Raw genomic sequence first — 18,683 nt, 5'->3', positions numbered from 1 at the left:
ACGGACCCCACAAGGCACGGCGGTCCCCGCCCCTCTCCCGTGTCCACACGGGGGAGGGGTTGTTCGTTGCGGGAGCCGCGGCGTTCCCGCGCCGAGCCCCGGGGCTCAGCGCGGCGTCAGCGTCACCTGCGTGTCCGCGAGCGTGCGGCCCTGCGCGTCGGTGAAGCGCGCGCGCACCGGCACGGGGCCCGTCAGCCATCCGCCCCGCACCGGCGTGCTGAAGGACAGCGGAACGTCCACGCCCGCGGCGACTTCCGGGGCCGCGCCTTCACCGGGGAAGAAGCGCAGCGGCTCTCCCGCCTGGGACGTGCCTTCCACCGACAGGCGCACGCGCTCTGGCGCGGTGTAGCTGAACTGCACCGCGTTGCCCTCCGCGCACGCCAGCGTTCCACCAGGACCGGCCTCCGCGAGCACCGCGCCCGTGGGCGCGATGCAGAAGGCCCGCACGCCCCAGGCGCCTTCTCCCGGAGCCGCCGAGCGCGCCTGCCACTCCGGCGTCTCACGACGCTCGAGCGATGGCGCCACCGCGACCAACGCCACCGCGACCGCGGCCGCCCCCAGCGACAGGGGCATGAACAGGGGCGAGGCGAACCACTTCCGCTTCTCCGCCACCGGACGCGTCGCGGGCCCCCCAGCCTTCGCCATCCGCGCGAACAGCGCCTGCTCCAGGAGCGCGCTCCGGGCCTGGGGGAGCACTCGCTGCTCCAGCACCGACTCCACGCGCGAGAGCCGGTTGTAGGCCTCCTGACATCCGGGGCACGTCGTCAGGTGCGCGCGCAGGCGCTCGAAGTCTTCCGCGTCCAGCGCGTCCCGGCCCTTCTCGAAGAGGGCAGACATCCGCTGCTTCGCCTGGCGGTCGTCACATCCGCTCATCGCGCACCCCGCCGCGTGAAGAAGCTCCAGCCCTGCGTCCGCAGATCCTGGAGGTATCCCTTCGCCTGGAGGAACCCCAGCAGCCTCGACTTCAAACCGAACTCGCGCCGCCTTACCTGGATGCGCGTGAGGCCCAGCGCCGTGGCCGCTTCTTCCTGGGCCACGCCCTCGCCGAAGCGCAGCTCGAACAGCCGGTGTTCTTCACGCGACAGCCCCTCCTTGAACGCCGCGAGCAGCGCCTCCACCTCGCGGTCCTCCAGGAGCTCCGCGAGGCCGCCATCCTCGGCGGACGCGTCGGTGAGGCCCTCGAAGGGCTCGTCACGCCCCACCATCTCGCGCTCGCGCGACTGCTCCAGGAGCACGTTGCGCGCGATGCCCATCAGGAAGTGGGCATAGGGGCGCGTGCCGTTGTAGGCCGCGCGCGTGCGGGGCTCGAACGCGCGGGCGAAGGTCTCCAGCAGCGTGTTCTCCAGCTCCATCGCGCTCCTCAAGCGGGTGAAGGCTCCCCGCCATGCGGCCGCCTTGAGCAGGCGGGCGAGCGGCTCCGCGTGCGCGCGATACACCTCCGCCAACACCTCCGGGGTGCCTTCGCGAAAACGGCGCAGCGTGTCGTCATCCCACTCCATCCCTCAAGGGCTTACCGCGACCGTCGCGGTCCCGTCATCCGCATGTTGTCGCGAGCGGCCTCCGGTGGATTGTCGGACGCGCCCCATGGCATCCTTTCTCACAGCGCACCGCGCCACTCCCCATGCGATCGCCGTCCCACAGGACCCTGGCCCTGGGTGTGCTCCTCCTGCTCGGAACCGCGGCGAGCGCGGCGCCCGAGCAGGTGCACTACGCCCTCATCGTGGCCAGCAACACGGGCACCGAGCCATCACAGGCCCCCCTGCGCTACGCGGACGACGACGGGGCCCGGTACTACGAGCTGTTCGCCCCACGCTCGCGCGAGGTGGTGCTCCTGAGTGTGTTGGACAGCGACACGCAGGCCCTGCACCCGGGGCTCGCCGCGAAGACGCGCCCGCCCACGCACCCCGCCCTGGAGGAGGCGCTCGCCCGCTTGAACGACCGCATGGCCGAGGACCGGGCCCGGGGCGCGGTGCCGGTGCTGTCCTTCGTCTTCGTGGGCCACGGCAAGCGCGGCGCCGCGGGCGAAGGGGCGGTGAGCCTGCTGGACGGGCCGCTGACGCGGACGCAGCTGTACGCGCGGGTGCTCGCGCCGAGCAAGGCGGCGTTCATCCAGCTCATCGTGGACGCGTGTGATTCGTACTTCTTCGTCCACTCGCGCGGCGCGCTGCCCGTGGGCCCCGCGTACGTGGACGCGGTGAAGGGACTGCTCGGCAACCGCGAGCTGGAGCGCTTCCCCCAGGTGGGCGTGGTGCTGTCCACGTCGTCGGAGCAGGAGAGCCACGAGTGGAGCGCCATCCGCTCCGGCGTCTTCAGCCACATGGTGCGCTCGGCGCTGTCGGGCGCGGGAGACGTCAACGGCGATGGCAAGGTGGACTACGCGGAGCTGCGGGCCTTCGTGGCCGCCGCGAGCCAGGGCATGGACGATGTGCGCGGGCAGCCGCGCGTGTTCATCCAGCCGCCCGCGCTGGACCGCTCGTTCGCGCTGACGGACCTGGGCAGCGCCGCGTCGCTGGGCTACCTGCTGGTGCCCACGGGCCTCTCGGGCCGGCTGTGGGTGGAGGATGCCCGCGGCATCCGGGTGGTGGAGCTGCACAAGGAGCGGGAGCGCCCGCTGGTGGTGTCGCTGCCGCCGGGCCGGGGCTACTTCCTGCGGACGACCGGCCGCGAGGCGCCCTTCGCCGTCACCCGCGCGGGAGAGGTGGTGGACGCGGGTGGCCTGCGTTGGACCGAGTCCACCATGGCGGCCCGGGGCGCCGTGGAGGACGCGCTCCGGGACAGGCTCTTCTCCGTGCCCTTCGGGCCGCGCTTCTACCGGGGCTACATGGCGAGCCTCGGCATCACGCCCCCGTCGGAGGAGGCCGACGCGGCCCTCACGCCATGAGCCTGACCGCCACGTCCCTGCTGCTGATGACGCTGTCAGGCGCCGCGCCCTGCGACGCGGACACGCGCGTGATGCTCGTGCCCTTCGAGCGGCTGGCCCTGCCCTCCACGGAGGCCCGCGCGCTGGAGGACGCCACGCGGCGCGCGGTGGCCGCCCTCCCCGACGCGTGCCTGGAGTCCCGCGAGGACACGCTGGAGCGGTTGCGCGGCTCTGGCGAGGCACTGGCCGCGTGTGGCAACGCGGAGTGCCGGAGCGCGCAAGCCACGGCGTTGAGCGCGCGCAGGCTCGTGCGGGGCGTGGCGCTGGGCGTGGGAGGCATCCGCAGCGTCGCGCTCACGGTGACGGACTCACGCGGCACGGAGACGCGCGCGCAGTTCGAGGCCCCCGCCACGACGCCGGGCGAAGCGGATGCGCGGGCGCGCCAGGCGCTCCAGCAGGTCTGGGCCCCGCTGGGGACGGCGCGAGTGGTGCGCGAACCGCGGGGCTCGCGCGTGCTGCCGAAGGTGCTCCTGGGCGCGGGCGGCGTGGCGCTCGCGGCGGGCGTGGGCTTCGGACTCGCGGCCCGGAGCACGGAGTCGAAGGTGTCGAGGCATGGGGGCGAGTGCGCCGCGGCCGGGGAGACCTTCGAGGAGTGCTTCTCCTCACGGCTCGGCGCCGGGCGCCGTCAGGCGCGAACGTCCAACGTGCTGCTGGGCGTGGGCGCGCTGCTCGGTCTGGGCGGCGCGGTGTCCTTCATCTGGGAGCTGCCATGAGAAGAGCGCTGACCGCGCTGATGGGCGCCGCCCTGCTCACGATGGGCGCCTGCACGTTCGCACCGGACCTGTCGCGCTTCGCCGCGTGTGACGCGGCCGGAGGCTGTCCTTCCGGCAGCAAGTGCCTGGCATCGGAGAACCGCTGCCTGCCGACCTGTGGCGAGGGCGGTCCTTGCGACAAGTCCGAACCCGCGGAGACGCAGGATGCGGGCGCGGACAGCGGCACGGACGCGAGCGCCGAGGACGCGGGCGCGGTGGACGACGGCGGCACGGATGCGGGCACCCCGGACGCGGGGCCCTCCGCGCTCGCGCTGGAGTCCAACATCCTGGTGGAGGGCATCGAGACGATCCCCTACGTGGCGCAGCTCCAGGCCCGTGGCGGAACGCCCCCGTACACGTTCAACACCACCGGTCAGCTTCCCGCGGGCTTCGCGCTGAGCACGGACGGCCAAATCACCGGCACGCCCACTCGCGCGGGGGATGCGTTCCTTCCCGTGGAGGTGACCGACCAGGGCACGCCGATGAAGCGCGCCAGTGGCAACCTGCTGCTGCGCGTGCGGCCCGTGCTGCGCCTCGCCGGCCCGGCGCCGCTCGCGGACATTCCCCAGAAGAAGCCCTACGCGGAGCGCCTCTCCGCCACGGGGGGACAGGCGCCGTACTTCTTCAGCCTCGTCGAGGGGCAGTCGCTGCCCGCGGGCGTCTCCCTGGCCTCGGACGGCAGCGTCACCGGCACGACGACGCAGCAGGGCACGCAGACCTTCACGGTGGAGGTCACGGACAGCCAGGTGCCGCCGCAGAGCCGCACCCGCCAGCTCACGCTCACCACGGTGGACGCCACCGGGTTCGTCAAGCTGCTGTCGCGCGCGGTGCCGGACGGCCGCGTGGACACCGACTACAGCTATGCGTTCAAGTGGACCGGCGGCACCGGCTCGTTCACCTGGAGCGTGAAGAAGGGGGAGCTGCCTCCGGGCCTCATCCTGGACACCCAACAGGGCATCCTCTACGGCACCCCCACGAGCTCGGGCACCTACACCTTCGAGCTGAGCGTCGTCGACCTCTTGAGCAGCACCCAGCTGGGCTATTCGCTCAAGATCGACTGAGCCCCCGCGGCCCCGGGCCTCACGGGTAGGCGTCCACTACCTGGATGACGCCGGTGTTGTCCTGCACCACGGAGAAGCCCTTCATCGGGCTGGGGTACGCGATGAGTCCCTCCCCATCCCGGTCCCACCGCGAGTCCAGCAGCACGCCACAGAACGGCACCGACGTGGCGCCGCTCTCGGGCGTGAAGATGCGATCGTACCGGCCGAACACGCGGTGCTTCGTCACGTAGAGCCGCCCGCCGATGCGCGCCCCCGGCAGCTTCGTCTCCCCTTCCGCCTGCGGCAGCGCGATGACGAAGCTGTAGTTGTAACGGGCCGGTCCCGGATGGTCCTGGATGCTGTCCACGATGACGGGGATGCGGTCCCCCACCTTCAGCCCCAATCGCTCCATCTGGAGCCGCGCGCCGCGAGGACAGCTCCCCTCCGGAGGCATCCACGCGGGGCGCGGAGGCTTCGCGTCCGCGTCCGGCCCGTGCTGACACGCGAGCAGCAGCAGGCCCAGCAGGGCCCACCCTCCAGGGCTTCCACGGCGCGGACGGTCGGGTCGCAAGCGCAGGCCTCCGGTCAGAACGTCCCGATGCTGAAGTGGAACTGCGTGGGCGCCTCGTTGAGGGCCTCGTCGCGGTCCAGGTTGAAGCCCACGTCGAAGGCGAGCGGACCGACGGGCGTCACGTAGCGCAGCCCCACTCCCGCCGTATAGCGCAGCACGCCCAGGTCGAAGAGCGTCCGGTCCTGCCACAGGTTGCCCACCTCGAAGAACAGGCCCAGGTCCACCGCCGCCACCGCCGGGACGCGCAGCTCCGCCTTGCCCAGCGTGTAGAGCTCGCCGCCCTGGCTCGCGGGCACCTGCCCGGCGAGCACCGCCTTCAGGTCGTCCGGGCACCCCGCGGGCGTGATGACCGCGCGGCACGCGGCCAGCCGCTGGTGCAGCCCCTCGCGCACGTCCTGCGGCAGCACGCCGTCCTCGCGGAAGCCCCGGAGGCTGGACGAACCGCCCAGGTAGAAGAGCTTGGAGCCGATGTTCTGCGACCCCTGCGTCAGGGGCACGATGGTGCCCGCCCGCGCGCTCACCGCCACGCTCGCGCGGCGGCCCAGCGGCGCGTACGCGCTCACGCTGCCCGACAGCTTCACCCCGTCGATGGGGAACTCCGGCACGCGGCTGCCCGCGACGTCCGTGGGGCGCACGCGGATGCCGCGCATGAACTCCACGCTGGTGCTGAGCACCATGCCCCGCCGCGGATTCGCCGGGTCGTCGCGGAAGTCCAGCGTCATCGACGGCCGCAGCGAGTGCAGCGCGAAGTCGCCGTACGGATAGCGCAGGCGCTCCTGGTCCGCGCGGTTCACCAGCTCCAGCACGCCCGCGCGCGAGCGCAGCCGGTTGTTCTCCAGTTCGTACTGGAGCGACACGTTCACCCACGACGCCAGCGCCCAGTCCACGCCCGCCACCGCGGCGAACCGCGTGGACAGGTACGAGGGCCGGTGCGCGCGCTCGCCAATGAGGTCCAGCCGCGCGCCAATCTCCTGGGGCGCGAGGAAGGACAGGCGCGGCTGTGACAGCGCCAGGTTGCCGCGCCCGCCCAGGCCGCTGAGGCCCTCCAGGTCGGACTCGCACGCCTCTCCCGACAGCTCTCCGGTGGAGCACCCGGCTGGCTGGCGCGACGACGACAGGGCCTCCGCGCTCGCGCCCGCGTAGTTCACCTTGCCACGCGCCAGCAGGTTCAGCCCCCGGCCATCCAGGTTGCGCCATGCCGTGTCCAGCGTGATGCGCGGACCGTCCACCAGGAAGTAGCCGCCGGACACCTCGCCGTCGATGCGCGGGCGCTCCTGCACCGTCACCAGCACGTCCTTGGACGCCTCGCGCCGGTTGGGGTCCGCCAGCGACACCTCCGCCTGGCGGAACAGGCCCAGCCGCGACAGCCGGCGCTGCGCTTCCGCCAGGCCCTCCACCGACAGCGGCGCGCCGGGCTTCAGGCCCAGCAGCGCCAGCACCACGTCCGGATCCGTGCGCGTCAGCCCCTGGAGCAGCACCTGCCCCACGCGCACGCGCGGCCCCGCGTCCACGCGGAACACCACCTGCGCGGCCGTGCCCTCTCCATCCACCGACACCGCGTTGCTCACGCGCGCGAAGAGGAAGCCCTCCCGGCCCAGCCCCCGCTCCAGCGAGGCCTGCGCTTGCTCCACCCGCTCGAAGCTCAGCGGCTGTCCCACGGGGAGCAGCAGCTTCACCCACGTGGGGTCCACCTCCGGGGGCATGCCCTCGAAGCGCGGCGCGCGCATCAGCGCCCGGGGGCCCTCCTCCACGTCGAAGTCCGCCTCGGCCGTGTGGTGGATGGCGTCCACCGTGAGGCCCCGGAAGGTGACCTGCGCGGAGGCGAAGCCCTGCTCCCGGTAGGTCGCGGTCATCGCGTCCGCCGCGTCAAGCCACGCGTCCTCCACGTAGACCGTGGAGGGATCCGGCGGCGGCACCGCCCCCATGGCCTGGCGCCGCTCGCGGCCCTCCGTCTCCAGCGGGTCCTCGCGCATGGGCAGGTCCAGCTCCGGCCACGTCTCCAGCACCGCCACCTGATTGGTCAGCATGGAGCGCAGCGCGCCTGACGACAGCGCCGCGTTGCCGTGGAAGCGCACGTCCGTCACGCGCAGCAGGGCGCCCTCGTCCACCTGGAAGCCCAGCACGGCCGCGTCGCCGTCCGGCCGCACGGCTTCGGAGGCCCGCACGCGCGCGTCATGAAAGCCCCGCCGCCGGTAGAAGGCCTCCAGCCGCCGAGCGAGCCGCGCCGCCACGGCCTCGTCCATCGCCTCCTCGCCGTCGTAGGCCACCACGCGCGCCAGCACCGCGTCCGGGAAGCGGTGGTTGCCCGTGAAGCGCAGGTGGAACGCGGGCCCCGCCGCCACCGGCACCGCCACGGACGCCTCGCTGTCCTCGACGACAATGGTGGGCGTCCCCACCCAGGCCTGCCAGTGCTGACCCTCGCGCAGCAGCGCCCGCAGCCGCTCCAGGCCGCCATCCAGTCGCGCTCGGTCGAAGACCTCGCCGGGCTTCATCCCCAGCGCCGCCACCAGACGCGGCAGGGGCAGCGCGGGACTGCCAGAGAACGTCACCTGCCGCACGCGGGTCGGCTTGCCCTCCTCCACCACCAGCGTCACCGCCACGCCGCCCGCGGGCACGGGCCGCTGCTCCACCTGGATGTCGACGGCGTCGTAGCCCTTGCGCTGGTAGGCCTCGCGCACGGAGGCCGCCGCCGTGTCCAGCTCCTCGGGATCCAACGGACCGCCCTGCAACAAGCCGCTCGCCTCCAGCAGCTCACCGGACGTCAGCACGTGGTTGCCCCGCACCGCGACGTGCGACAACAGCGGCAGCGGCGTGAGCTGGAACACCAGCCGCACGCCCCCGGGCACGTCCTGCGTCAGGGCCACCACGTCCGCGAACCGCCCCGTGGCGAACAGCTGCTCCACGGACTTGCGCACCGCGCCGGGCGTCAGCGCCTGGCCCTTGCGCACCGTGACCAGCCCCGCCAACCCCTCGGTGGACCTGCCCTCCGGGAGATGCAGCTCCACCGCCACCACGTCAGGGGCGTCGTCATCGCGGGGGGCCGCGAGCGCGGGAAACGCGCACACGAGCAGCAGCACCGCGGTCAGCGCGGTTATTCGACCTCCCAGCCCAGCTTGAGCTCGAGCCCGAGGTTTCCGAACGACGCCTGGCTGTTCTCGTTGTCCCACTGGGCCTGTGCGGAAAGTCGGTCGTCGAAGCGGTACTCGGCGCGTGCCCGGGTGCCACGCCCACTCACCGGCTGGGTCATGCCGATTTTAAGCTGCTCGGAGAGGAACTTCGACTCCAGTTGTGCGGTGGGCTCCGCCTGCCGGGTGGCGTCGTTGTAGGTGGTGGCGATCTGCAGGGACAAGTCCCTGAGAACAGGGTTGCTGGGCAGGAAGCGGCGCACCTGCCGGTCCAGGCCCGACACGTTGAAGAGGGCCTCCGCGGCCAGACCGTAGCTCGCCGACGCCGCCGTGTCCTTGTCCGCGCTCGTCACGCCCAGTGTGAGCAGCGAGAGGATGTCACCCTCCGTGAGCACCGGCTCCGAGGACAGCACGATGAGGGGGTTGGCCGGCCGGCCGAACGCGTGCAGCTTCACCACGAACTCCCGCACCGACGTCTGCGCCTGGACCTCGAAGACCGGGTCGATGCCGGACGCGTCGCGGAACTCCAGCTGCCCCTGCTCGATGGTGAAGAGGTTGTTGCGGAAGAACGCCTGGCTGCCCTCCGCCGCCTCCACGCGGCCCAGCAGCCCCGGCCTCACGTCCGTGCCGGTGAGCCGCACGTCGCCCAAGAGCCGCGCCTTCGCCAGGTTGTTGTCCACGCGCACGTCGCCGAAGTGCACGTTGACGTCCCAGGTGAAGAACGGGTCCCTCGCCCGGTCGCCCCCTCCGCCCACCGCCAGCTGCGGCTTCTTCTGCATCGTCTTGAGCAGCGATTCGATGTCGAGCGGCTTCTGGTAGCGCAGCTTGATGATGTCCAGCCCCCCCGTGACGGTGGGCCCGGTGGGCGGACCCACCACCTGCAGCAGGCCGGACACGGTGAGCGGCAGGTCCTCCGTCATCCGGTACGGCACCGCGTCCAGTTGCAGCGTCAGCGCCAGCCGCTTGGGCACGAAGCGCTCCAGCCGGATGTCGCCGCGCGCGGACACCTGCCCCTCGTTCACCTGCGCCTGCAGGTGCTCCAGGAGCACGCGCTGGCCCGTCATCTCCAGGCGGCCGGACATGCCGCGCACGGTGAGCGGCAGGTCGCGCATGGACATCCGCACGTCGGACAGCTCCGCGGTGCCCACCACCGAGGGCGCATCCAGGGTCCCGGTGGCCTCCGCGTCCACGCGCAGCTGGCCGCCCACGCGCTCCATGCCCGGCAACAGCGGCTCCAGGAGGCGTACGTCCATGCGGCCCTCGCGCAGGCTCATGTTCATCCCGCGCTTGCCCACCCAGCCGCCCAGGGTCACGTCCACGGACGCGCCGCTGAAGCGGAAGGGCTGCACGTCCAGCCGTCCCCCGGCGTACACCAGCACGAGCGGGCCCTGGTTCCGGCCGCGCAGGTCCCCCCGCGCGAGCGACAGCTCCCGCACCGTGGCCGCCACCGTGTACGCGTCGGGCTGCAACAGCGGGCCCTGGAGCGTCACGCGGCCCGCGAGCATGCCGGTGACGCCGGCCAGCACCGGGACCTGCGGCAGCAGCGGCTTGATCTCCGGCAGCATCAGGTCGAGCGTCGACTCGAAGAGATAGGGCTCCTTCACCGTCATCGACAGGGAGCCCTGAGCGTCGCGGAACGGCCGCCCGGTGATTCGCAGCGCCTTGCCCTGCTGGTGCAGCGCCAGGTCCATGGCGCCCAGGTCGCGCGAGGCGAACGTGATGCGCGGCCCCTTCAGCGTGGCCTGGATGTCGGGCTTGTCCGCCGTGCCCGCCACCGTCCCCGCGAGCGCCAGCGTGCCCTGGATGCCCATCTCCTCCGCCGTCTCGGGGCCCACGGCCTCGCCCAGCGACAGGTTCTCGCCGCCGAAGCGGTAGTCCAGCCCGCCCGCGAAGGTGAAGGTGCCCTCCGCCCAGGTGCGCCCCAGCCGGCCGTCCAACACGGTGCGCTCCAGCACCATCGCCTTGCCGTCCACGAAGCGCATCCGCGCGGAGCCCGCGCCCAGCCGGCGCCCCAGGTACGTGGTGTCGCGCAAGTCGAAGGCCACCAGCCCCTCCAGCTTCTCCAGCGGGCTGTCGATCTCCACGCGCCCGGACGCCGCGCCGCCGAACTGGCCCTGGATGACGGCGATGGACGGACTCAGGCCCGCCACCAGGTCCACCAGGTCCTCGGTGCGGCCCTGGGGCACGTTCACGTCCAGGCGCAGGTGCAAGAGGCGCGCGAAGGTGAGCGCCGCCTTGCCGAAGTACTGCGTGCGCCCCTTCTGGCCGGTGAGCGACGGGAACGACAGCAGCCCGTCCGAATACGACAGCTTCGCCTGCGTCACGCCCAGGCCGAAGCCCCAGAAGACGAAGTCGCGCAGGGACAGGCTCGCGTCCACCTTCACGTCCGAATACGGCCCCACGATGGAGTAGTTCGCCGAGCCGCGTCCGGACCACGGCAGCTCCGCGATGTGGCCGAAGTCCGACAGCTCCAGCTCGCCGTTGCCCTGGATGTCCAGCCCGCGCGCGGTGTCGAAGTAGAGCGTCACCTCGCCGTGCACGCGCGAGCGGCCGGACTCCACCGTGAGGCGGGTGAAGGACACGCGGTCCCCCTGGAGCTTCACCGCCGTCTGCGCGCGGCCCCGCTCGAAGGTCAGCAGCGTCTTGCCCGCGCGCGCCGGCGCGTCGAACGCGCGCGTCGCCAGCACGAAGCGGCCGGTGCGCAAATCCAACGGCCCGGACAGGGACGGCCGGGGCAGCAGCGTCCCGGTGAGGTGCGCGGTCGCGGTCGCGGGGAAGTCCACCCAGGAGCCCGCCACGCCCGCGCGCTCCAGGATGCGCCCGAACGACGCGTCCTCCGTCTGGAGCGACAGCTCCACCGGCAGGTCCGGCTTGAGCTGGAGCGAGCCGGAGAGCTTCACCTTGCCCGCGCCCACGGGAGCCTCCAGCGACTCCACGCGCACGCGGTCCCCCGCGTACGACAGGCGCGCGTTGAGGCTCAGCGGACCGTAGCGCTCATAGGCCAGGTTGCTCGCGGACAGGTCCGCGCCCACCACCAGCGCGGCGGGCTTCCCGGTGACGGACAGCCGCGTCCACAGGTGCCCGGTGGCGGGCCTGGGCAGCAGCTTCGCCTGCGACAGCGTGCGCAGCGGCAGGAACACCTGCGCGTCCAGCGCGAGCACCGGGTGGCACAGCGTCTCCACGCGACCGGACACCGTGGCGGTGATGTCGTCGAGCGCCACCTCCGCGCGCTCCACGTCCAGCAGCCCCTCGTCCGGATCCAACGCGCCGGTGAAGGCCAGCCGCCCCAGCGTCAGCTCGCCGCCGCTCGCGCCCAGGCGCACCAGCCCCTGCCGGGCGCCCACCTCCAGCTCCATCACGCCCCAGTGCTCCACCCACCCCACGTCGAGGTTCTCCACCTCCACGCTCCGGCCCTCCGGAAGGGCCAGCCGCACCTCCGCGCCGGTGATGTCCATGCGCCCCACGCCCACGCGCGCCAGCGGCGTGAGCGGGCACGCCGCGTCCTTGGAGGGCGGGCGCGTGGAGGGCCGCGACAGGTCCAACGTCACGCGCGGATGGCGCACGCGCACGTGGCCCAGCATGAAGCGCCGGGACAGGGGCGACAGGAAGCCCAGCCCCACCTCCGCTTCGTCCGCGGCGAACAGCGGCGTATCGCTTCCCGGCGCGAACACCGACACGCCGTGCAGCACCACGCGCGAGCCGAGCGGATCCAACTCGCACCGGCCAATGCCCACGTCCACGCCCAGCAGGTCCGGCAGGTGCCTGCGCGCCGCCGTGCAGGCGGCGTCCCAGGTGAACGGCTGGCGCAAGAGCAGGATGCTCCCCGACACCACGAGGAGCATCCACAAGAGCGCCTTGCGCGCACCGTTGCGGCCGGGGGGAGACAAGCCGCTAGAGCTTACCGAGTCCCTCGAGGTAGCGGTCGATCTCCGCCAGGTCGATTTTCGTGTTCGCCGTCCGGGGCAGCGACGTGGCGGGCGCGCTCGCCCGCTCGGCTGCCTGGGAGGCGGCCGAGCCGCCCTGGAGCCCCAGGTTCGTCCCGATGCGGTGCACCAACGCCGCGTCGATGGACTCCTGGCGCGCGAGGAACGCCTCGAAGAGGGCGTTGTCGCACAGGGTGTTGATGACGCGCGGCGTACCGCCGGAGTGCTCGTGCACCGCCAGCAGCGCCTCAGGCGTGAAGGGCATGCGCGGGCAGCCGGCGAGCCTCAGCCGGTGCTTCACGTACGCCTCGGTGGACTCCGCCGTGAAGGGCTCCAGCTTGTAGCGGAGGGCCACGCGCTGGGCGAGCGGCGGGTCCAGCTTCAGGTTCTTTTCAATCTCCGGCAGGCCGAAGAAGACGAAGGAGATGAGCTTGCGCTCGGGGACCTCCAGGTTCAGCAGCCCCCGGAACTCCTCCATGATCTCCCGCGTCTCCAGCATCTGCGCCTCGTCGATGAGGACGACGGCCTTCTTGCCGGACTCATAGATTTGCAGCAGGCGCTGGTAGAGCTGGGACAGGAGCGCCAGCTTCTCCTGCGCGGGGTTCTCCACCCCCAGCTGGAGCGCGATGCGGCGCAGCAGCCACTGGGCGGTGATGCCCGAGTGGATGATGACGAGCAGCGCGGCCTCGTACTCGGACTCTGGCAGCGAGTCGAGCATGCGCCGCGCGAGCGTCGTCTTCCCCGCGCCGATGTCGCCCACGAGGATGGACAGGCCCTTCATGTAGCCCACGGCGTGCATCAGCCGGGTGAGGGCCTGCGAGTGCTGCGCGGAGTTGTAATAGAAGCGGCTCACCGGAGCGTTGGAGAACGGCTCCTGGGTGAGTTCGAAGAAATCGAGGTAGGTCGTCATGGGCTCGCCGGGCCTCGCGGGGACGCGCTACACGTACCCTACTTTACGAGCCTTCGGCGCGCCTGCCGCGGGAACCGGTGCGGGCGTGACGGGGGCCTTGCCTCCGGCACGGGGCAGCGGGTCCTCTTCCGGCGCGGTCACCGCCGACAGCCGCGTCACCTGCGACCCCACGTCGCGGTACTTCGCGTCCATGGAGGCCACACGCTGGAAGTGGAAGAGCGCCTTGCCCGGCTCGTTGAGCGCGTCGTAGGCGCTCGCCAGCTCGAAGCCCAGCGCCTTGGCCACCTCGCCCACCGCGAGCGCGTTGGAAAGCCCTTCCTTGAACACCTGCACGGATTCGTCCGGACGGCCGCGCAGTGTGTGCAGCATGCCAATCATCGTCAGGCAGTCCAGCTCGCGCGCAGTGCCCACGCAGCCCTGGCGGGCCACGTCGAACTCGTGGACGGCGTCGTCCAGCAGGCCCATTTCCTTGTACGCGATGCCCAGGTCGTAGTGCGTGTCCACGTCCTCGGGCTTCACCACCTTGGCCAGGCCCTTCTTGAACTCGGCGAAGACCTCGTCCACCGAGTACTGGAAGTCCTCCTCGGCAGGGGGCACCGCCGCCAGCGACTCGCCGCCCAGGTCGTCCAGCTCGCCAGCCAGCTGCGCCGCGAGGTCGAACGCGTCACCGCCACCGCCGTCGTCGAGCGACGCCTCCGTCACCGGCTGCACGGAGGGCACCGACACGGGCTCCGAAGGAGCGTCGTCCTCGGGGGCCGCGCCACCGCCGGCCTCCATCTCCTCCAGGCGCGCCATCAACTCCCCGGCGCGCACGTGGCCCGGGAACGCGATGACCACCGTCTCCAGGATCTCCCGCGCCTCTTCCAGCAGCCCCTGGTCCAGGAAGAACGACGCCTCGTCGCACTCCTCGGCGGCGGGCTCCTCCTCGGGTTCGGCCTCGGGCTCCGGCGCGTCCGCCAGCGCCTCGGGCTCCGGCTCCGGCTCGGGTTCCGGCGCGTCCGCCAGCGCCTCGGGCTCCGGCTCCGGCTCGTCGTAGGACAGGCCCTCCAGCGGCGCGAGCACCAGATGCGCGGCGGTGGGCTCGTCGTCGTCCTCGTCGCCCAGCCCCATGCCGCCCGAGTACGGGGCGTCCTCCGGGGGCGCGAACTCCTCGTCCAGCCCGGCGTCGTCCAGCGAGGACACGTCCAGGGGCGCGAGGCCCACACGCGTGGGCGCGTCATCGTCCTCGCCCAGCCCCATGCCGGCATCGCCAAGCGACTCGTCGTCGCCCCCGCCCAGGGTCGGCAGCTGCCGCGTATCCGGCGCGGCTTCATCCAGCAGCGCCCGCGACGGAGACAGCACGCGCGTGGGTGACGGCTCGTCCTCGTCGCCCAGCGACATGCCGCCCGCGTCATCCGCGAGCACCATGGGCTCGTCGCCGCCCGTGTCCCCGAAGGAGTCCGCCGGGTACGCCAGCGAGTCGTCCGGGGCGACCAGCGGCTCGTCGTCCAGACCGGCGCCGTCCAGGCCCGGCTCGTCCGCCAGCACCAGCGAGTCCTCGTCGGACCCCGTCACCAGGTCATCCTGCGGGGGCAGGTCGTAGACGGTGTTCTCGGAGGAGCTGATGGGCTCGCCCATCACCGCTTCCTCGCCGCTGAGCGTGGCCTCCGCGACCTCGTCGTCGACGATCTCGTCCGAGTCCGTGCCGTGGCTCAGCGCCGCCAGCGCCAGCTCGTCGCCTTCGGGCTGCGCGAGCGCGTCGTCCGGTGGCTCCGCGACGAGGATCTCATCCTCGTTGGAGTCCACCAGGATGGCGTCCTCCTCCAGCGACTCCACGCCCGGCGTCGCCACCGGCGCCACCATGCCCCCGACCGCGCGCAGCACGGACAGGAAGGCGGGCACCTCGGGATGCGCCGGGTTCTCCTGGAGGATGGTCGCCAGGTACGGCTGCGCGCGCTGCACGTCCGCGCGACGCGTGCACAGGCGCAGCACGTTGAGCAGCTGCTCGGACGCCTGCGCGTCGTTATTGGCGGCCACGTAGATGTGGTACGCCTTCTCGTGCGCGTCCAGGTTCTCCGGATCCACCGAGAACACCTTGCGGAGGTGTTCGAGCGCTTTGTCGTGGAGCCCGTACTTCACGTAGACGTCCGTCTCCGTGAGCAGCTTGGCCAGTTGCTCGCGGCTCATCCCCGCGGGCGCGGCCGGTACCACGGCCGCGGGCGGCGCGGCGGGCGCGGGACGGGACGGCGCTGCCGCGGCGGCGGGAGCGCTCCACGCGGGCGCCTCCTCATGCGGCTCCGCGGCCATCGGCGCGGGCTCGGGCTCCGGTTCGGCGACGGGCCCCCGGCGCGCGAGCAGATCCGGGTCCTGCGGATCCAACAGCTCAATCTGCGTCCACACCCCGTCGGACTCGGCGGTGCGGCCGCGCTCCTGGTGGATCTTCGCGAGCTCCTTGTAGACGGACACCGTCTTGGAGACTTGGCCCAGCCCCTGGAACGCCTGGGCCAGCAGCGTCAGCGTCTCCACGTCGCGGCCATCCGCCTTGAAGCACACCTGGAGCTTGGCGAGCGCGCGCTTCTGGTCGCCGCGCTGCAGGTACGACGCCGCCAGCTCCTTCGCGAGCTGCAGGTTCTCAGGCTCCAGCGCGGAGAGGCGCTCCGCGACGCGGAGCCAGTCGTCCGCGCGGCTGTTGCGCTTCAGGTACTCCGCGGCGCGCTTGAACTCCTGCGCCGCCTCCTTCGTCATGTTCTCGCGCGCGTACAGCTCCGCGAGCTTGATCTTCGACGCCACGTTCTCCGGGTCGAGATCCACCATCTTCTTGAGGGTGTCGAGGCTCGACTTGGTGTCGCCCGCCTTGTCGTAGTGATTGGCGACGATCTGGAAGTACGCCATCGCCTCCGACATCAACCCCAGCTGCTGGTGCAGCTCCGCCAGCTTGAGGTTCACCTCGAGCAGGTTCGGGTTGAGCTTGAGGACCTGCTTGTAGAGGGCGACGGCCTTGAGGAAGAAGCCGTCCGAGGAGTAGCTCTCCGCGACCTTGGTGAAGAAGTGCGCCGCCTGCGCGTTGTCATTCTTCTTCTGGTACAGCTCCCCCATCTTCTGGAGGACCCGGATGTCCTTCGGGTCGACCTCCAGGACCTTCTGGTACTCCTTGATGGCTTTGTCGTACGCGCCCTTCGCGACCAGCTTCGCGGCGGCTTCGATGATCTTGTTCTTGTCCATCGAGCGTGCGCTTCCGGCAGGCAGAAACCCCGAGGAACTTCGCGGGTTTCAGTCCTTCTCTGTGGGGGAGGTTCGGAGGCTAACGGAATCCTCCGATGCGGGTCAAGAAACAGCCTGCCCTCCCCTGGGGCTGGATCACCCGCTTGGACGCTCGTCCGCCCAGCGGGCTTTCCACGACTTCGGCCGACAGCGCTACGGCGTCTCTTCCACGGCCTTCTTCAGCCGGCGGGAACCGGTCTCGCTCGCCAGCAGGCGCTCCACGAACCGCGTGTCGTAGTTGCCCTCCTGGAACGACTCCTCCGCCAACGCCGCCCGGTGGAAGGGGATGTTGGTGCGGATGCCCTCCACCACGTACTCGGAGAGCGCGCGCTGCATGCGGCGGATGGCCGTCTCGCGGTCCTCCGCGTGCACGATGAGCTTCGACAGCAGGCTGTCGTAGTACGGCAGCACCGTGTAGTTCTCATACGCGGCGGAATCCACGCGCACGCCGTAACCACCCGGCACGCTGTAGCCGGTGATCTTCCCCGGCCACGGCGCGAAGGTGACGGGATCCTCCGCGTTCACCCGGCACTCGATGGCGTGCCCGCGGATCTGGACGTCCTCCTGCTTGAAGCGCAGCGGGTGTCCATAGGCCATGCGGATCTGCTCGCGCACCAAGTCCACGCCCATGACCAGCTCCGTCACGGGGTGCTCCACCTGGATGCGCGTGTTCATCTCCATGAAGTAGAACTCGCCGCGCTCGTCGAGCAGGTACTCGATGGTGCCCACGTTGTTGTAACGGAGCTTCTTCATCGCGGCGACGGACACCTCGCCCATGCGCTGGCGAAGCTCCGGCGTGAGCGCGGGGGACGGGCTCTCCTCGATGAGCTTCTGGTGCCGGCGCTGCACCGAACACTCACGCTCGTTGAGGTGGATGATGTTCCCGTGCTCGTCCGCGACGATCTGAATCTCGATGTGGCGCGGCTTCTCCACGTACCGCTCGATGTAGAGGTCGCCGTTGGAGAAGCTGGCCAGGGCCTCCGCCTGCGCGGTGGAGAACGCCTGCGCGAGCACACCCGGCTCGCGGACGATCTTCATGCCCTTGCCGCCACCCCCCGCCGCCGCCTTGAGGATGACCGGGAAGCCAATCTCCTTGGCGAACGCCTCCGCCTCGCGCGGATCCTTCACCGTGCCGGGGCTGCCGGGCAAGAGCGGCATGCCCGCCTCGCGGGCCGCGGCGCGCGCGCGCACCTTGTTGCCCATCAGCCGCAGCATCTCCGGACGCGGCCCGATGAAGCGGATCTTGCAGTTCTCGCAAACCTCCGCGAACTCGGCGTTCTCCGACAGGAAGCCGTAGCCCGGGTGGATGGCGTCCGCGCGGGTGATCTCCGCCGCGGAGAGCAGCTGCGGCACGTTGAGGTAGCTCTCCTTGGACGGGGGCGGCCCGATGCAGACCGCCTCGTCCGCGAAGCGCACGTGCAGCGCGTTGGCGTCGGCGGTGGAGTGCACCGCCACGGTGGCGATACCCAGTTCACGGCATGCGCGGATGACCCGAAGGGCGATCTCCCCGCGGTTGGCGACCAGTACCTTCTTGAACACGGCCGTGCTCCTTCGCGAGGGCCTGGGGCGCGTCCCGTCCAGGGAATGGACCGGACGCGCCTTGCGAGGTGACTCAGGCCGGCTCGATGCGGAACAGCGCCTGGCCGAACTCCACCGGGCGACCGTTCTCCACGAGGACCTCGGCGATCTTGCCGGAGACCTCGGACTCGATTTCATTCATCAACTTCATCGCTTCGACGATGCAGAGCACCTGCCCCTTGCGCACCACCGTGCCCACGTCCACGAACGCGGGCTGGTCGGGCGCGGGGGTCCGGTAGAACGTCCCCACGAAGGGGCTCGTCACCAGGTGACCCGGCTTCTCCGCGGGCTTCTCCGCCTGCGCGGCGGCGGGAGCCGCGGACGCCACGGCGGGGACCGCACGTTGCGCGACGGGGGCGGCGTACTCGACCGGCGGCGACACCGTCACCCCGGGGCCGGAAGGCGCCGTGTGGTGCACGATGGTCGTCTCCGGCGCGTGACCACGGCGGATGTAGAGCTTCTCCGGGCCCCGCGTCCACACCAGGCGGGTGACGTCCGAGGCCTCCAGGATTTCGACGATCTGCCGGAGGGCCTCCACGTCCAGGGACGTGGTTCCCGAGTCTCGCCCGGAAGCCGCTCCCGAGGACTCAGCCGGCCGGGTTGCCTTGCGCTTCGTTGCCATTC

12 protein-coding genes are annotated in these 18,683 nt (G+C 71.6%); 3 read left to right on the top strand and 9 right to left on the bottom strand.

Features of this window, described 5'->3' with window-relative positions:
* Positions 1-105 precede the first annotated feature (105 nt).
* Both GTY96_RS21600 and GTY96_RS21595 read right to left on the bottom strand, forming a co-directional pair.
* On the bottom strand, positions 106-837 hold the full coding sequence (locus GTY96_RS21600) for a hypothetical protein (protein WP_235685761.1): 732 nt from the start codon (positions 835-837) through the stop codon (positions 106-108).
* Between the two features lie 32 nt (positions 838-869).
* Entirely contained in the window at positions 870-1,499 is a 630-nt protein-coding gene (locus tag GTY96_RS21595) for an RNA polymerase sigma factor (protein WP_143900076.1), read from the bottom strand.
* A gap of 158 nt (positions 1,500-1,657) precedes the next feature.
* On the opposite strand from GTY96_RS21595, the gene GTY96_RS38305 reads away from it, so the two are divergent.
* From GTY96_RS38305 to GTY96_RS21580, 3 genes are read left to right on the top strand one after another with little or no spacing between them, the layout of a single operon-like run.
* Positions 1,658-2,881 (top strand): hypothetical protein, encoded by a 1,224-nt coding sequence (locus GTY96_RS38305; protein WP_328700961.1) that lies wholly within the window; start codon positions 1,658-1,660, stop codon positions 2,879-2,881.
* Positions 2,878-3,633, top strand: a complete 756-nt coding sequence (locus tag GTY96_RS21585) for a hypothetical protein (RefSeq protein ID WP_161665656.1) — start codon at positions 2,878-2,880, stop codon at positions 3,631-3,633. The genes GTY96_RS38305 and GTY96_RS21585 overlap by 4 nt, the downstream gene beginning before the upstream one ends.
* A complete protein-coding gene (locus GTY96_RS21580; RefSeq protein WP_143900082.1) occupies positions 3,630-4,733 on the top strand; it encodes an Ig domain-containing protein in 1,104 nt (367 codons plus the stop codon). Before GTY96_RS21585 ends, GTY96_RS21580 begins: the two co-directional genes overlap by 4 nt.
* A gap of 19 nt (positions 4,734-4,752) precedes the next feature.
* Here GTY96_RS21580 and GTY96_RS21575 read toward each other — a convergent pair whose 3' ends face one another.
* The 7 genes from GTY96_RS21575 to accB form a co-directional block, all read right to left on the bottom strand.
* The gene (locus tag GTY96_RS21575) at positions 4,753-5,283 is read right to left on the bottom strand and encodes a hypothetical protein (protein ID WP_143900085.1); all 531 of its coding nucleotides are present in this window, start codon (positions 5,281-5,283) and stop codon (positions 4,753-4,755) included.
* Positions 5,284-5,297: 14 nt separating this feature from the next.
* Positions 5,298-8,360, bottom strand: a complete 3,063-nt coding sequence (locus tag GTY96_RS21570) for a POTRA domain-containing protein (protein ID WP_161665655.1) — start codon at positions 8,358-8,360, stop codon at positions 5,298-5,300.
* A gap of 14 nt (positions 8,361-8,374) precedes the next feature.
* Positions 8,375-12,250, bottom strand: coding sequence for a translocation/assembly module TamB domain-containing protein (locus GTY96_RS21565; protein ID WP_201756285.1), 3,876 nt, complete (start codon positions 12,248-12,250; stop codon positions 8,375-8,377).
* 49 nt (positions 12,251-12,299) lie between these two features.
* Positions 12,300-13,241: an ExeA family protein gene (locus GTY96_RS21560; protein WP_143900091.1), complete on the bottom strand. Its 942-nt coding sequence runs from the start codon at positions 13,239-13,241 to the stop codon at positions 12,300-12,302.
* 27 nt (positions 13,242-13,268) lie between these two features.
* Positions 13,269-16,442: a type IV pili formation protein SgmX gene (gene sgmX / locus GTY96_RS21555; protein ID WP_161665653.1), complete on the bottom strand. Its 3,174-nt coding sequence runs from the start codon at positions 16,440-16,442 to the stop codon at positions 13,269-13,271.
* Between the two features lie 192 nt (positions 16,443-16,634).
* Positions 16,635-18,020 (bottom strand): acetyl-CoA carboxylase biotin carboxylase subunit, encoded by a 1,386-nt coding sequence (accC, locus tag GTY96_RS21550; protein WP_143900094.1) that lies wholly within the window; start codon positions 18,018-18,020, stop codon positions 16,635-16,637.
* Between the two features lie 73 nt (positions 18,021-18,093).
* Positions 18,094-18,681, bottom strand: a complete 588-nt coding sequence (accB, locus tag GTY96_RS21545) for an acetyl-CoA carboxylase biotin carboxyl carrier protein (protein ID WP_143900096.1) — start codon at positions 18,679-18,681, stop codon at positions 18,094-18,096.
* Positions 18,682-18,683 lie beyond the last annotated feature (2 nt).

This window comes from Corallococcus silvisoli (assembly GCF_009909145.1).
GTDB classification, from domain to species: Bacteria; Myxococcota; Myxococcia; order Myxococcales; family Myxococcaceae; genus Corallococcus; species Corallococcus silvisoli.
Note: the sequence above shows the minus strand (reverse complement) of the source record. Positions and strands in the feature narration are given on the sequence as shown.